Source organism: Paraburkholderia sp. UCT70 (assembly GCF_050434085.1).
Lineage (GTDB): Bacteria > Pseudomonadota > Gammaproteobacteria > Burkholderiales > Burkholderiaceae > Paraburkholderia > Paraburkholderia tuberum.
The window spans coordinates 1678984-1694865 of sequence record NZ_JBNPVZ010000004.1 but is presented as its reverse complement, the minus strand read 5'-3'; the positions used below and the strand labels follow the sequence as shown (position 1 = coordinate 1694865).

14 protein-coding genes are annotated in these 15882 nt (G+C 63.5%); 13 read left to right on the top strand and 1 reads right to left on the bottom strand.

The genetic code is table 11. From position 1 onward, the window contains the following. Positions 1-113 precede the first annotated feature (113 nt). Both bamC and OKW41_RS33340 read left to right on the top strand, forming a co-directional pair. A complete protein-coding gene (bamC, locus tag OKW41_RS33345) occupies positions 114-1253 on the top strand; it encodes an outer membrane protein assembly factor BamC (RefSeq protein WP_429450377.1) in 1140 nt (379 codons plus the stop codon). Positions 1254-1260: 7 nt separating this feature from the next. Continuing rightward, on the top strand, positions 1261-2034 hold the full coding sequence (locus tag OKW41_RS33340; protein WP_429575266.1) for an MBL fold metallo-hydrolase: 774 nt from the start codon (positions 1261-1263) through the stop codon (positions 2032-2034). 145 nt (positions 2035-2179) lie between these two features. Here the strand turns inward: OKW41_RS33340 and OKW41_RS33335 are convergent, their stop codons facing one another. After that, positions 2180-2878 (bottom strand): Bax inhibitor-1/YccA family protein, encoded by a 699-nt coding sequence (locus OKW41_RS33335; protein WP_018417558.1) that lies wholly within the window; start codon positions 2876-2878, stop codon positions 2180-2182. Positions 2879-3146: 268 nt separating this feature from the next. Here OKW41_RS33335 and ndk point away from each other — a divergent pair, with 268 nt between their 5' ends. The 11 genes from ndk (at position 3147) to hflK (ending at position 15881) form a co-directional block, all read left to right on the top strand. Further along, the gene (gene ndk, locus OKW41_RS33330) at positions 3147-3572 is read left to right on the top strand and encodes a nucleoside-diphosphate kinase (RefSeq protein WP_429450375.1); all 426 of its coding nucleotides are present in this window, start codon (positions 3147-3149) and stop codon (positions 3570-3572) included. Between the two features lie 210 nt (positions 3573-3782). Further along, the gene (rlmN, locus tag OKW41_RS33325) at positions 3783-4934 is read left to right on the top strand and encodes a 23S rRNA (adenine(2503)-C(2))-methyltransferase RlmN (RefSeq protein ID WP_429575265.1); all 1152 of its coding nucleotides are present in this window, start codon (positions 3783-3785) and stop codon (positions 4932-4934) included. Between the two features lie 212 nt (positions 4935-5146). Further along, a complete protein-coding gene (locus tag OKW41_RS33320; RefSeq protein ID WP_429450373.1) occupies positions 5147-6286 on the top strand; it encodes a helix-turn-helix domain-containing protein in 1140 nt (379 codons plus the stop codon). A gap of 85 nt (positions 6287-6371) precedes the next feature. Then, entirely contained in the window at positions 6372-7688 is a 1317-nt protein-coding gene (gene ispG, locus OKW41_RS33315; protein ID WP_429575264.1) for a flavodoxin-dependent (E)-4-hydroxy-3-methylbut-2-enyl-diphosphate synthase, read from the top strand. A gap of 21 nt (positions 7689-7709) precedes the next feature. Further along, positions 7710-9050 carry a histidine--tRNA ligase gene (gene hisS, locus OKW41_RS33310; protein WP_429575263.1) on the top strand — a complete coding sequence of 447 codons (1341 nt, stop codon included), beginning with the start codon at positions 7710-7712 and terminating at the stop codon, positions 9048-9050. Between the two features lie 66 nt (positions 9051-9116). Then, positions 9117-9746: a YfgM family protein gene (locus OKW41_RS33305; RefSeq protein WP_429575262.1), complete on the top strand. Its 630-nt coding sequence runs from the start codon at positions 9117-9119 to the stop codon at positions 9744-9746. 79 nt (positions 9747-9825) lie between these two features. Then, complete coding sequence (bamB, locus tag OKW41_RS33300) at positions 9826-10971, top strand: outer membrane protein assembly factor BamB (RefSeq protein WP_429450369.1); 1146 nt, start codon at positions 9826-9828, stop codon at positions 10969-10971. A gap of 471 nt (positions 10972-11442) precedes the next feature. Beyond that, the gene (gene der, locus OKW41_RS33295; RefSeq protein ID WP_429575261.1) at positions 11443-12780 is read left to right on the top strand and encodes a ribosome biogenesis GTPase Der; all 1338 of its coding nucleotides are present in this window, start codon (positions 11443-11445) and stop codon (positions 12778-12780) included. A gap of 175 nt (positions 12781-12955) precedes the next feature. Next, positions 12956-13192 (top strand): RNA chaperone Hfq, encoded by a 237-nt coding sequence (hfq, locus tag OKW41_RS33290; RefSeq protein WP_006051315.1) that lies wholly within the window; start codon positions 12956-12958, stop codon positions 13190-13192. Positions 13193-13222: 30 nt separating this feature from the next. Continuing rightward, on the top strand, positions 13223-14437 hold the full coding sequence (hflX, locus tag OKW41_RS33285; protein WP_429450367.1) for a GTPase HflX: 1215 nt from the start codon (positions 13223-13225) through the stop codon (positions 14435-14437). A gap of 49 nt (positions 14438-14486) precedes the next feature. Next, positions 14487-15881, top strand: coding sequence for an FtsH protease activity modulator HflK (hflK, locus tag OKW41_RS33280; RefSeq protein ID WP_429450366.1), 1395 nt, complete (start codon positions 14487-14489; stop codon positions 15879-15881). Position 15882 lies beyond the last annotated feature (1 nt).

The window sequence follows — 15882 nt, the reverse complement described above, 5'->3', positions numbered from 1 at the left end:
CGTCCCGCCGCCCACGCAAGTCCGCCACCGGCATTTCATTAACCGACGTCGCTTCAGCCCACGTTCCCGGCAGATCGAACGAGGCATCGCGTTCCAGCATCACGAAGGACCTCATGAAACGTTCCGCACTTTCCCTCCACGCAACCCGCATGGCGGCGCTGGCGCTTGCCCTGTCGACGCTCGCCGGCTGTGACACGCTGAACGACTGGTTCGCTTCCGACCGCGTCAACTACAAGTCGACCTCGAGCGCGCCGCCGCTCGCCGTGCCGAGCGATCTGAGCACGTCGCCGAACGACCAGCGCTATGTGGCACCGCCGGCCAATCTGGCGCTTGGTGGCACGCCGACGCGCGCTGTCACGGCTGCCGGCAACGCGACCGAAGGTCAGCCGAACGCGCAGGATCCGCTCGGCATGCATATCGAGCGCGACGGCGACCGTCGCTGGCTGGTGGTAGACGGCCGTTCCCCGGAACAGCTCTGGCCGCAGCTGCAGGAGTTCTGGCAGGAAAACGGCTTCGTGCTGAAGACCGATGCGCCGGCCACCGGCATCATGACGACCGACTGGGCGGAAAACCGCGCGAACATTCCGGACGACTGGTTCCGCCGCACGATCGGCAAGGTCATCGACTTCGCCTATTCGTCGGGCACCCGCGACAGTTTCCGCACGCTGGTATCGCGCGGTCCGGACAGCGCGACCGATATCTCGATCACGCACAGCGCGATGGAAGAGGTGATGACCGGGCAGGACAAGACGTCTTCGCGCTGGGAAGAGCGTCCGCGTGATCCGGCGCTCGAGGCGCTGTTTCTCGCCAAGCTGATGCAGAAGTTCGGCCTGACTGAAGCACAATCGAAGCAGCTGCTGACCGACGCGCGCACCGCCGCCGCGCCGACCACGATCGAGCAGAACGCGGGTGCGTCGACGCTCGATCTGCAGGAGTCGTTCGACCGTGCCTGGCTGCGTGTGGGCCTCGCGCTCGATCGCACCAACTTTACGGTCGACAACCGCGATCGCGAGAAGGGCATCTACTACGTGCGCTTCGCGGATTCGATGCAGGAACTGAAGAAGGAAGGCCTGTTCGGCAAACTGTTCTACAGCGGCAATTCGACGCGTAAGCCGGGCCAGGAATTCCTCGTCAACGTGCGCGCGAAGGGCGACGCGGTGACGCAGGTCGCGGTCGTCGACGCGAATGGGCAGATCGACACGTCGTCGGACGCGCAGCGCATCGTGTCGCTGCTGCACGCGCAACTGAACTAAGGCGGTCGTGCGCTTCGCAAGTCTCGGCAGCGGCAGTGAAGGCAATGCGCTGCTGGTGGAGGCGCGCAGCGGTGCGGTCACCACGCGTGTGCTGCTCGATTGCGGTTTTTCCGCGCGCGAAGTCGAGCGGCGTCTGACGCGGCTCGGCGCGAGTGCCGAGCACCTCGACGCGATCCTGATTACGCATGAACATAGCGATCACATCGGTAGCGCATTGACGCTGGCGCGCAAGTGGTCGATTCCGCTGTACATGAGCTGGGGCACCGCGCGCGCGGTGGGCGCCGACGAAGCCGATGTTGACCTGCAGGTGCTGTGGGGCGACGAGGCGGTATCGATCGGAGAGCTCAGCGTTCTCCCTTATACCGTTCCGCACGACGCCCGCGAACCGCTCCAATACGTGTTCTCGAACGGCGCGAGCCGGCTTGGCGTGCTCACCGACGTGGGCACATCCACGCCGCATATCAGCGCGGTGCTGAGTGGCTGCGACGCGCTCGTGCTCGAATGCAATCATGACGTGCAGATGCTCGCGGGCAGTCGTTATCCGCCGTCGCTGAAGGCGCGTATCGGCGGCAATCACGGGCATCTGAACAATCACGCGGCGGCTGAAATCCTGGCGTCGCTCGACCGCTCGCGCTTGCGGCATCTGGTCGCAGCGCATCTGAGCCAGCAGAACAATCTGCCGGAACTTGCGCAGGCGGCGCTGGCGCGCGTGCTTGACGCGGCTCCCACGGAGGTGGTGGTTGCGTCGCAGAGCGAAGGTTTCGCGTGGTTGACGGTGTGACTGTGGCGCCCGGTTGGCGTCCGGTCGCGCTGCACGCCGTGCAGCGGGTGGTCAGGTAATGAAAAAGCCCATAACGAGCAATCGTTATGGGCTTCTAATTTGAGCGTCGAGTGCGGCGTGGGGCACGCCGCACGACCGGGCAAACTTAATTGCGGTTGCCGCCGAAAATGCCGAGCAGCGCAAGCAGATTGACGAACACGTTGTACAGATCCAGGTAGATCGCCAGCGTCGCCGTGATGTAATTCGTCTCGCCGCCGTTCACGACGCGCTGCACGTCGAACATGATGTAGGCGGAAAAGATCACGATTGCCATGACTGAAACCGTCAGCATCAGCGCCGGCAGTTGCAGGAACACGTTCGCGACCGAAGCCAGCAGGATCACGATCACGCCCATGAAGAGCCACTTGCCGAGGCCCGAGAAGTCGCGTTTGCTGACCGTGGCGATGGTCGCCATGGCCGCGAAGATCACACCGGTGCCACCAAAAGCGAGCATGATCAGCGACGGGCCGTTCGAGAAGCCGAGCACGAACGCGAGAATGCGCGACAGCATCAGCCCCATGAAGAACGTGAAGCCGAGCAGTACGAAGACGCCGACGGCGCTGTCTTTGGTGCGCTGGATCGCGAACATGAAACCGAAGGCGATCGCGAAGAATGCCAGCATGCTCATGGCGGGGCTGGTGGCGGCGAACAGTGAGAAGCCGGTGGCAAGACCGACCCACGCGCCGAGCACGGTCGGAATCATGGACAGCGCGAGCAGCCAGTAGGTATTCCGTAGCACGCGGTTGCGTGTTTCGACCGTGCTGACCGCGCCGTTGCGGCCAAACATATACGGATGTTCGTTCATGATCTCTCCTTACCTCGGAAGCGTGTTTCGTGATGGTGATACGGCAATTTGCGAAGCGCCGGCGGGCGCACCGTTCATCCGTAAGATTAGCGCGGCAGCACGGAGTTTCAATACCTCCAGTCGCCCACATGGCCTACGCTACCAGTATTTCGCGCCCTTTGCTTTGATCCTTTCAATGCTGTAAGGGTTCAATCGCAATGATACACGGGAGCATGCTACAATAGCGGATTCATTTGAATCTGTAACTTCTTAATTTTTTGGAGTTTTTATGGCGATCGAGCGCACCCTGTCGATTATCAAGCCGGACGCAGTGGCCAAGAACGTGATCGGCCAGATCTATACCCGTTTTGAAAACGCTGGTCTGAAGATCGTGGCATCGCGCATGGTTCATCTGTCGCGTGCTGACGCCGAGAAGTTCTACGCCGTGCACGCAGCACGTCCGTTCTTCAAGGACCTCGTCGAATTCATGATCTCGGGTCCGGTGGTCGTGCAGGCGCTGGAAGGCGAAAACGCGATCCTGAAACACCGTGATCTGATGGGTGCGACTGACCCGAAGAAGGCAGAAAAGGGCACGATCCGTGCCGACTTCGCGGACAGCATCGACGCCAACGCGGTGCACGGCTCGGACGCACTGGAAACGGCCGCGATTGAAATCGCATTCTTCTTCCCCCAAGTCAACGTCTACTCGCGTTGAGCGCCTCGCGCTGAGGTCAGGCACTGGCCTCAGTCGCAAGCCGTGTCCACCTGGCGCGTTTCGTGCAGCCGAAATGTTTGATCGCATGAATCGCGCGCGTTGCACGGCAAAGTAGTAAGGTGAAAGCAGCAGGAATGGGCGCGAATGGGCACGGCGTTCATGCAGCTTGTTGCATGAACGTAGTCTCGCAATGAAATTGCAGGATTCGATATGACGAGCAGTCCCTCCGTCAACCTTCTCGACCTCGACGCCCAAGGGCTCGTCGCCTATTGCGACAGCCTGGGCGAGAAACCGTTTCGCGCCAAGCAATTGCAGCGCTGGATTCATCAATACAACGCTGCCGACTTCGACGGCATGACCGATCTCGCGAAGTCCTTGCGCGAAAAGCTCAAAGGGCGCGCCGCGATCACGATGCCGGGCGTCGTCAGCGACCACGTTTCGTCGGACGGCACACGCAAGTGGCTGATCGACGTCGGAAACGGCAACGCCGTTGAAACCGTCTACATCCCCGAAGAAACGCGCGGCACGCTGTGTGTGTCGTCACAGGCTGGGTGTGCGGTCAACTGCCGGTTCTGCTCGACCGGCAAGCAGGGGTTCTCCCGCAATCTCACCACCGGCGAAATCATCGGCCAGTTGCGCATGGCTGAGTTTGCGCTGCGCGCGTCGCGTGGTGATGCTGGCGGCCGCGCGATGGGGGGCGACGGCAAGGGCGAGCGCGTCGTCACGAACGTGGTGATGATGGGGATGGGCGAGCCGCTGCTCAATTACGACGCGGTCGTGTCGGCCGTGCGCCTGATGCTCGACGACAATGCATACGGGCTGTCGCGCCGGCGCGTCACGTTGTCCACTTCGGGCGTCGTACCGATGATGGACCGACTCGGCGCGGATCTGCCCGTGGCGCTGGCGGTGTCGCTGCATGCCTCGAACGACGCGCTGCGCGACGTGCTGGTGCCGCTCAACAAAAAGTATCCGCTGCGCGAGCTGATGGCGGCGTGCGAGCGCTATCTGAAAGTCGCGCCGCGAGATTTCATTACGTTCGAATACTGCATGCTCGATGGCGTGAACGACAGCGAGGCGCACGCGCGCGAGTTGCTCGCAGTCACGCGTAACGTGCCGTGCAAGTTCAATCTGATTCCGTTCAATCCGTTCCCCGAGTCGGGCCTTATCCGTTCGAAGCCGGAACAGATCAAGCGGTTTGCGCAGGTGTTGATGGACGCTGGCGTCGTCACCACTGTGCGCAAGACCCGCGGCGACGATATCGATGCTGCCTGCGGTCAGCTGGCCGGCGCGGTGAAAGACCGCACGCGTCTTGCTGAGCGCACCGGGAAGGCGGCGAAGGTGATCGAGGTTCGCGCCGTGTAATCGCGAGGGGCGGCAGGGCGTCGGCGTTCGGCGGAAAGCACTGCGAGCGCAAAAATGCTCCCATGCCACCGACGATTAAAAGAAAGTTTGCAGAATCGATCGGGAGCGGTACACAAAGCCGCACATTTTGTTATAAACGGTCTGCGATTTGGACGTGACGCTCGAGCCCGTCCGGTCGCACGATTAAAAGAATCGACGCGAAAGGATTTGGGATGAGTGAGCCGCAGCACCCGCAGCCGCACGAGACAGACACGAGCGATGGCCATCCGGCACCCGTTGCAAGGGCGGTGGTCCAGCCTGTCGTGCAGCCGGCCCTTGATTCGTTGGCAGCGGTTGGCGCGCGCTTGACCCAGTTGCGCGAGTCGAAAGGCTGGACTATCGAGGACGTGTCGGCGCGGCTGAAGGTGTCGGTCGTCAAGCTGAGCGCGCTCGAGGCGGGCGACGTCAGCCATCTGCCGGACACGACGTTCGCACTCGGCGTCGTGCGCAGCTACGCGAAAATGCTGGGCGCCGATCCGGCGCCTTTTACGGCGGCGCTGCGTCGCGAGAAGGGCGTGCCGGCGCCGAATCTGTCGATGCCGGCGTCATCGGGCAAGGATCTGCCGCGCGGCAAGGTTTCCCTGTCGCTCGGCGACAGCGGGCATAAGAGCCGTTCGTGGCTGTGGGGCATTGCGGCGATCGTCGTCGCGGTCATCGCACTCGGGATGTGGCGCACTAACGGCGGTGATTCGTCCGCGTGGCTCGCGCGCCTGAAGGCAAGCGCGACTAGTTCGACTAGCAGCGACACGGCGGCTTCGGGCGCGGTCGCTCAGGGTCCGGCGACGGCGGCGGAAGAGGCATCGGCGCCGGACGCGGCGGCCACGGCTGACAACGCGGCGAGCGCGGATAATGCGGTGTCTGCGTCGGCAACGCCGATGCCGGCTCCGCTTGCCACTGGCACCGCCCCGGGCTCGGCCCCGGCAGCGAATACAGCGGCAACGCCGGCACCGACGGCCGCGGCACCGAAGGCCGGCTCGCAGGCTCAGGCACAGGCCGCCATGGAGAGCGCAAATGCACCGGCGGTCGTGGCGAACGCGTCGGCACCGGCGGTCACGCCAGCGCTCGGCGAGGCGGTCGTCGCGCTGCGCGTGACGCGGGACAGCTGGTTCAGCGTGCGTGACAAGAACGGCAAGGAACTGTTCTCCGGCCTCGTGCATGCCGGCGATCCGAAGGAAGTGACGGGTGTCGGTCCATTCAAGGTCACGGTCGGCAACAAGGCGGGTCTCGAGTCGGTGACGCTCGACGGCCAGCCGGTCGATCCGTCGAAATATGCGACAGCCAAGGGCAACGTGGCGCGCTTTGCGCTGCCTTGACAGATACGGTACGCGCCGCGGTCAACCGGTCCGCGGCGCTTTTTCAATTCAGGCGCTGCGTTTTTGCATAGCGCGTGCGGCGTAAATGGGTTTTTCGATGCAAACCGAAGCTCAATCCCAATTCTGTAGCAAGATCGTTTCAGACGAGCCGGTGTTCGGCGGCCCCGCGATGCGGCGCAAGTCGCATGCGGTCAACGTCCGCTGGGGCGGCCAGCTCGTGACCATCGGCGGCGATGCGCCGGTGCGCGTGCAGTCGATGACCAACACCGACACCGCCGACGCGATCGGCACCGCTATCCAGATCAAGGAACTGGCGCAAGCCGGGTCCGAACTGGTGCGTATCACCGTGAATACGCCGGAAGCGGCGGCGGCCGTGCCGGCGATCCGCGAGCAACTCGACCGCATGGGCGTGATGGTGCCGCTCGTCGGCGACTTCCATTACAACGGCCACCTGCTGCTGCGCGACTATCCGGGCTGCGCGGAATCGCTGTCGAAGTACCGGATCAATCCGGGCAACGTCGGGCACGGCGCGAAGCGCGACACGCAGTTCGCTCAGATGATCGAGACGGCGGTCAAATACGACAAGCCGGTGCGCATCGGCGTGAACTGGGGCAGCCTCGACCAGGACCTGCTCGCGAAGATGATGGACGAAAACGGCTCGCGCGCCACTCCGTGGGAAGCGCAAAGCGTGATGTACGAAGCGCTGATCCAGTCGGCGATCGGCTCGGCGGAACGTGCGGTCGAACTCGGCCTCGGGCGCGACCAGATCATTCTGTCGTGCAAGGTCAGCGGCGTGCAGGATCTCATTGCCGTGTACCGCGAACTCGCGCGCCGTTGCGATTTCGCGCTGCATCTTGGCCTGACCGAAGCGGGCATGGGCTCGAAGGGCATCGTCGCGTCGACCGCGGCGCTGTCGGTTCTGCTGCAGCAGGGCATCGGCGATACGATCCGTATTTCGCTGACGCCGGAACCGGGCGCGTCGCGCACAGGCGAAGTGATCGTCGGTCAGGAAATTCTGCAGACCATGGGCCTCCGGTCGTTCACGCCGATGGTGATCGCGTGCCCCGGCTGCGGCCGCACCACGAGCACGCTGTTCCAGGAACTCGCGTCGCAGATCCAGACCTATCTGCGTCAGCAGATGCCGGTGTGGCGCGACCAGTATCCCGGCGTCGAGCAGATGCACGTCGCGGTGATGGGCTGTATCGTCAATGGTCCGGGCGAATCGAAGCAGGCGAATATCGGCATCAGCCTGCCGGGCTCGGGCGAGAATCCGGCCGCGCCGGTGTTCATCGACGGCGAAAAAGTGAAGACGCTACGCGGCGAGAACATCGCGCAAGAATTCCAGCAAATCGTGAGCGACTACGTCGAGCGCCGCTATGGCCGCGCCGACGCGCTCAACTAAATACCGGCTATCGAAACACAGATGACTGAACAGAAGAAAAAGCTCGAGAAGCTGTCTGGCGTGAAGGGCATGAACGACATCCTTCCGCAGGAAGCCGGGCTCTGGGAATTTTTCGAAACCACCGTCAAGTCGATGCTGCGTTCGTACGGATACCAGAATATCCGCACGCCGATCGTCGAGCATACGCAGCTGTTCACACGCGGTATCGGCGAAGTGACCGACATCGTCGAAAAAGAGATGTACAGCTTCACCGACGCATTGAACGGCGAAAACCTGACGATGCGCCCAGAAAACACGGCGGCCGTGGTGCGCGCGTCGATCGAACACAACATGCTGTACGATGGCCCGAAGCGTCTGTGGTATATCGGTCCGATGTTCCGTCACGAGCGTCCGCAGCGCGGCCGTTATCGCCAGTTCCACCAGGTCGGTGTCGAGGCGCTCGGTTTCGCGGGTCCGGATGCGGACGCGGAAATCATCATGATGTGCCAGCGTCTGTGGGACGATCTCGGTCTGACTGGCATCAAGCTCGAAATCAACTCGTTGGGCCTCGCTGAAGAGCGCGCCGCGCATCGTGTCGAACTGATCGCGTATCTCGAAAAGCACATGGACGTGCTCGACGAAGACGCGAAGCGCCGTCTCTATGCGAACCCGCTGCGTGTGCTCGATACGAAGAATCCTGCGCTGCAGGAAGTCGCGCGGAACGCGCCGAAGCTGATCGATTTTCTTGGGGAAGAATCGCGCGCGCACTTCGAAGCTCTACAGCGTCTGCTGAAGGCGAACAACCTTCCGTTCACGATCAATCCGCGTCTCGTGCGCGGTCTCGATTACTACAATCTGACCGTGTTCGAGTGGGTGACCGACAAACTCGGCGCGCAAGGCACGGTCGCGGCGGGCGGCCGCTACGATCCGCTGATCGAACAGCTCGGCGGCAAGCCGACGGCTGCGTGCGGCTGGGCGATGGGCGTCGAGCGGATTCTCGAGTTGCTGAAGGAAGAACAGCTTGTGCCGGAAGACGAAGGTTGCGACGTGTACGTGGTCCATCAGGGCGACACCGCGCGCGAGCAGGCGTTCATCATCGCCGAGCGTCTGCGCGATACCGGTCTCGACGTGATCCTGCATTGCAGCGCGGACGGTCAGTCGGCAAGCTTCAAGTCGCAGATGAAGCGCGCCGACGCGAGCGGCGCCGCGTTCGCGGTCGTGCTCGGCGAAGATGAGATCGCCAACGGCACGGTCGGCGTGAAACCGCTGCGCGATACGCAAGCCCACGGCGTTAAGAACGAGCAACAGAACGTGCCCGCCGAAGACTTGACCGAATATCTAATCAATGCGATGGTTGCATCCGCCGAAGACGGCGACGACTGATCGCGATGTCGTTGGGCCGGCTGGCTCGACACGCACACGTAGCAAGAATGAGGAAATCGCCGGGCAATGAGTTACCACGACGAACAAGAATCGATTGAAAGTCTGAAGGCATGGTGGAAGCAGTGGGGCAATGCGACCACGTGGATCGTGCTGGTGGTGTTGCTGGCAGGCGCGAGCTGGAACGGTTGGAATTTCTGGCAGCGTCGTCAGGCCGCGGAAGCCGCCGTGCTGTATGACCAGGTTCAGCAAGCCGCGGCATCGGGCGATAAGGCGCAGATTGCGCGCGTCGCCGCCGACATGGAAGACAAGTTCGGCCGCACTGCCTACGCGCAGATGACCGCGCTCGGCGCCGCCAAGGCGCTGTACGCCGCTGGCGACGAAGCCGGCGCGAAAGCGCAGCTGCAATGGACGATCGATCACGCGAAGGACGACGAGTTCAAGCAGATCGCGAAGCTGCGCATGGCATCGCTGCTGCTCGACGACAAGGCATACGACCAGGGCCTCGCGCTCCTGGCCGAGCCACAATCCGATGCCTTCAAGGGCGTCGTGGCGGACCGCCGCGGCGACCTGCTCGCCGCCCAGGGCAAGCGCGACGACGCGCGCGCGGCCTACAAGCTCGCGCTCGACTCGCTGTCGAACAGCGACAGTTCGGCGCGCCAGCTGATCCAGTTCAAGCTGGATGCGCTTGGCGGCTGAGCGTCCCGCGCGGCGCGCCGCGAGCCACGACCGCAAGGCGGTCTCCTTTAATCCAATTTCCTGAATGCTTCGTCCACCGATGAATCTGCTGAAACGTTACGCCGTGCCCGTTATCTGTGCGATGACCGTTCTCACGCTGGCGGCTTGCTCATCCACGAAAGACGAGCGCCGTGTGCCGACGCCGCTCACCGAGTTCAAACCCGTGCTCGACGTGCAGCAGTCCTGGTCGGCGAGCGTCGGCAAGGCGGGCCGCTACCTGTTCTCGCCGGTTGCGGTCGGCAATGCCGTGTACGCTGCCGGCACGAATGGTACGGTCGCCAAGATCGACGCGCAAACGGGCAAGGACGTGTGGCGCGTCAAGTTGCACGATGATCTGTCGGCGGGCGTCGGCAGCGATGGCACGCTCACCGCGGTCGGTGGCTTGAAGGGCGACGTGTACGTGCTAGGCGCGGACGGCAAGCAGCTGTGGACCGCGAAGGCGCCGGGCGAGATCATTACGCCGCCGCTCGTCGGCAACGGCCTCGTGATCGTGCGCACGATCGACGGCCAGATCGTCGCGTTCAACGCGCAAACCGGCGAGCAGAAGTGGAACTTCCGCAACCGCGCCGTGCCGCTGAACCTGCGCGTGTCGTCGGGCATGACGTTCGCAGGTGACGCGGCCGTGCTGGCCGGCTTCCCGGGCGGCTCGTTCGCCGCGATCAACTTGCAGACGGGCGACGCCTACTGGCAGACGCCGGTATCGTATCCGAAGGGCGTGACCGAGGTCGAGCGTATCAACGACGTGACCGGCCCGCCCACGCTGGTGGGTTCGGAGACCTGCGCGGTGACGTTCCAGGGCCAGATTGGCTGTTTCGACGCCAACTCGGGCCGCGCGCTGTGGGGCAAGCCGTTCTCGAGCACGAGCGGCCTCGCGCAGGATGAGCGCAGCGTGGTCGCCGCCGACGACTGGTCGGTCGTGTCCGCATTCGACGTGAGCAACGGCTCGGCGCTGTGGAAGAACGACACGCTGAAGAACCGCGACCTGAGCGTGCCGACGCTGCTCGGCCGCGCGGCCGTGTTCGGCGACTACAAGGGCTTCGTGCATTTCCTGTCGACCGTCGACGGCACGCTCGTCGCACGAGTGAAGACCGACGGCAGCGCGATTACCGCGGCGCCGGTGCTGGCCGGCGACACGCTGGTCGTACAGACGCGCGACGGCGGCCTGTTCGGCTATCGTCCGCGCTGATCACTATAGATGATGTCAGGCGCGCAGGCCGGCTTTGCCGGCCGCGCGCTTTTTAGTTGAAGTCTGCACCGGCTTTGGCGTGCGGCTCCTGCGTCGGGTTGCCGCGCTGCCCGTCGCGTGATCGGGCAGGCTCAATAGAAAAAATCGCCGGATGGGTTGGTCCGGCAAGTCGGATCGAGGCTGCGGCCGCCGGCATGCAAGGCGGCGCGTGCGCTTCGTCGGCGGCCTTGTAAATTAAAGACGCCCTCGAACACGAGCGCGTCAGCCGTCGAGCAGCCCGGTCTGAAGCAGGCGCCCCCCGGCGGCGTCTGTGCAGCCCACGCCCGTCCGCCTGGATGCGCATATCGATCGCGCATCCGAAGCAGACTGAATTCGTGATAATTTCGTCAGAACGCCACCCCGTGGCGGCCGCCTGGCGTCGCTACGCGCGTGATCGGTTGCGATCCCGCGTTTCACCGTGAACAACATCAGATGAAACCCGCTATTGCCCTCGTTGGGCGCCCCAATGTGGGGAAATCCACGCTGTTCAACCGCCTCACGCGTTCGCGTGACGCGCTGGTTGCGGACCTGCCCGGTCTCACGCGCGATCGCCATTACGGCGAAGGACGTGCCGGCGAGCGGCCGTATCTGGTCGTCGACACCGGCGGCTTCGAGCCGGTCGCGAAAGACGGCATCCTGCACGAGATGGCGCGCCAGACCCGCCAGGCGGTCGAGGAGTCGGACGTCGTCGTGTTCATCGTCGATGGGCGCAACGGTCTCGCGCCGCAGGACAAGTCGATCGCCGACTATCTGCGCAAGGTCGGCCGGCCGATCTTCCTCGTCGTGAACAAGGCCGAGGGCATGAAGTACGCCAACGTCGCGGCCGACTTCTACGAACTCGGTCTCGGCGATCCGCGCGCGATTTCGGCCGCGCACGGCGACGGCGTCACCGACATGATCAACGAGGCGCTCGAAGTCGCGTATGCCGGTCAGCCGGAAGAGAGCGAGGAAGACAAGGAAGCGCGCGGCGTGAAGATCGCCATCGTCGGCCGGCCGAACGTTGGTAAGTCGACGCTGATCAATGCGCTGGTCGGCGAAGAGCGCGTGATCGCGTTCGACATGCCCGGCACTACGCGCGACTCGATCTACGTCGATTTCGAGCGCAACGGCAAGCCGTATACGCTGATCGACACGGCCGGCCTGCGCCGCCGCGGCAAGGTGTTCGAGGCGATCGAAAAGTTCTCGGTCGTGAAGACCCTGCAGTCGATCTCCGATGCGAACGTCGTGATCCTGCTGCTCGACGCGCGTCAGGACATCTCGGATCAGGATGCGCACATCGCTGGCTTCGTCGTCGAGCAGGGCCGCGCGCTGGTGGTTGGCGTGAACAAATGGGACGGTCTCGATCCGCATGTGCGCGAGCGCACCAAAGCCGACCTCGAACGCAAACTAAAATTTCTGGACTTCGCCAAATTCCATTTCATTTCCGCCGCGGAAAAAACCGGAATCGGGCCGCTGATGCGTTCGGTCGACGACGCGTACACGGCCGCGATGACGAAGCTGCCGACGCCGAAGCTCACGCGCGCGCTGATCGAGGCAGTCGAGTTCCAGCAGCCGCGCCGCCGCGGTCCGGTGCGGCCGAAGCTGCGCTATGCGCATCAGGGCGGCCAAAATCCGCCGATTATCGTGATTCACGGCAATGCGCTCGACGCGATCACGGATACATATAAGCGTTACCTCGAAAATCGCTTCCGGGAAACTTTCAAGCTGACGGGGACTCCATTGCGAATAGAGTTCAGATCGTCGACGAACCCTTACGCGGACAAAGGCTGAAGCAAGCTGAAGCTGGTCTTAAACCTGGGCTGAAACCCGCGTGTATGCTGGGTTTGGCCGGGGGTCCCGGGCACGCGCGTCGAAATGAAAATCAGCTATAGTGTAGCGGTTGGCGGCGGATCTCTTTTTCTTCGCCGTCAATTCAGTCAACCTGCAAAAAAATACGGAGTTTGCTATGAGCAACAAAGGGCAATTGTTACAAGACCCGTTTTTGAACGCACTGCGTAAAGAGCATGTGCCGGTGTCGATCTACCTGGTCAACGGCATCAAGCTTCAAGGGAACATCGAATCGTTCGACCAGTACGTCGTGTTGCTCCGGAATACGGTCACCCAGATGGTCTACAAGCACGCCATTTCGACGGTCGTGCCTGCCCGTCCGGTGAATTTCCACCCGGATTCCGAACAGTCCTAACCCTCGCCGCGGCCGGCACACTGTCGCCCGTTGGCGATCACTCCCGGCCGCGTCATTTTGATACCCTCCAATTTGATCAATGCAGCGCTCGTTGGCATCGACTTCGGCAAGATCGATTTCGAAGCCAGTCTCGAAGAACTCAGCCTGCTCGCGCAAAGCGCGGGCGCGAACCCCCTGGTCACCCTCACCGGACGCCGTTCCAGTCCCGACGCGAAGATGTTCGTCGGCAGCGGCAAGGCCGAAGAATTGCGCCTTGCGTGCGAAGCAAACGACATCGAACTCGTGATCTTCAACCATGCTCTGGCGCCTGCGCAGCAGCGCAATCTGGAGCGGGCGCTTAATCGGCGCGTGGTCGATCGCACCAGTCTGATCCTCGACATTTTCGCGCAGCGCGCGCGCAGCCACGAAGGCAAGCTGCAGGTTGAACTCGCGCAGCTGCAATATCTGTCGACCCGGCTGATTCGCGCGTGGACCCACCTCGAACGTCAGAAGGGCGGTATCGGATTGCGCGGTCCAGGCGAGACGCAGCTCGAAACCGACCGCCGGCTGATCGGCGAGCGCATCAAGGCGCTCAAGATCCGCCTCGACAAGCTGCGCCGCCAGCATGGCACGCAACGCCGGGCGCGGAATCGCAACCAGACGATGTCGGTGTCGCTCGTCGGCTACACGAACGCCGGCAAATCGACGCTCTTCAACGCGCTGACCAAGGCGCAGGCGTATGCCGCCGACCAGTTGTTCGCCACGCTCGATACCACCTCGCGGCGCGTGTATCTGGGCGACGAAGCGGGGCAGGTGGTGGTGTCCGATACCGTCGGTTTCATCCGCGAGCTGCCGCACCAGCTCGTCGCCGCGTTCCGCGCGACGCTCGAGGAAACCATTCACGCGGACCTGCTGCTGCATGTCGTCGATGCATCGAGCGCGGTGCGGCTCGACCAGATCGATCAGGTCAACGAGGTGTTGCGCGCGATCGGCGCGGACACGATCCGTCAGGTGCTCGTGTTCAACAAGATCGACGCGGTGCCAGAGCTGGCAGCCCGTGGCGACGCGGTCGAGCGGGACGAGTATGGTAATATTTCGCGCGTCTTTTTGAGCGCGCGTACCGGGCAGGGGCTGGATGCATTGCGCGCTGCCATCGCCGAAATCGCTACAGCCGAACCGCTTGCCGACATGCCGCTCGATGCGTCGCAAGATGACCGCGCAACGCAACTGCGCGACGACCACAAGGTTCCAGAACTCGGGCACTGACCCGTTCCAATTGCACTGACCCGCTGTCTACTCTGGTGAACGAACACAGGTGAACGATTACAACGAGCGGAGTATCTGGCTGCGTATGCGCGCCTTGCTTTCACTGAACGATCCGCGTTGGGGCCGGGGCGACGGCAACGGCGACCGGCAACGGCCGAACGATCCGAAGCGACCGGCACGCGACGGTGAAGGTCCGCCCGATCTCGACGAAATGTGGCGCGATTTCAATCGCCGTCTGTCCCGGATTTTCGGGCGCAGGGGCGGCGGTGGCCGTCCGGACAACGGCCGTGGCGCGCGCATCGGCGTCGGCATCGTGATCGGCGTGCTGATCGCGATCTATCTCGGCAGCGGTGTGTTCGTCGTGCAGGATGGCCAGGCGGCCGTCGTGCTGCAGTTCGGCAAGTATCGCTATACCGCGGCGCCGGGCGTGCACTGGCGTCTGCCGTTTCCGTTCGAGTCCCACGAGTTCGTCAATGTCGGGCAGATCCGCCAGGTCGAGATCGGCCGTAGCAATGTGGTTCGTCTCGCGAACGTGAAGGACGCGTCAATGCTCACGCACGACGGCGACATCGTCGACGTGCGCTTCGCCGTGCAGTACCAGGTGCGCAAGCCCAACGACTTTCTGTTTCGCAGCGTCGATCCCGATCAGAGCGTGATGCATGCCGCGCAGGCGGCGGTGCGCGGCATCGTCGGCGCGCATAGCACTAGCGATCTCCTCGATCAGGATCACGAAACTTTGCGCCAGCAGCTGATCGCGGCGATCCAGCAATCGCTCGATCAGTACCAGTCCGGTCTGGCAGTCACGGGCGTGATGATCCAGAGCGTGCAGGTACCCGAGCAGGTGCAACCGGCGTTCGCCGACGCTGCGAAGGTGCACGACGAAAACGAACGCGCGAAACGCGATGCGCAGGCTTATGCGGCCGATCTCCTGCCGCGCGCGCAGGCCGATGTCGATCGTCAGGTCCAGGAAGCCAAAACCTATAGCCAGACCACGGTCGCGCAGGCGCAGGCCGAGGCCGAGCGCTTCAACCAGGTCTACGCCCAATACGCGAAGGCGCCGGCCGTCGTGCGCTTCCGCCTGTACATGGAAACCATGCAGCAGATTTACGCGAACGCGACCAAGGTGTTCGTCGACGCGAAGAACGGCAACAACGTGCTGTATCTGCCGCTCGACAGGCTCGTCGAGCAGAACCGTGAACGCCAGGCCGCGGCGGCGGGCGCCGCCGCTTCGGGTCCTGCTGTCGCGGGCGCGCCGCAAGCGGCGAGTGCGGCCGCGCCGTCGGCCGCGTCGGCCGCTGAGACCGGTGCCGCGGCAGGCTCCGCCGCCGATGGCGCATCCGGACCCGCCGCTTCCGCGCCTGCGCCAGCGAGCCGGCCGAGCGCCGCGTCGCTGCGCTCGCGCGAAGCGTTCCGCAACCGCATGCGCGAAGACGACGTTCAATAAG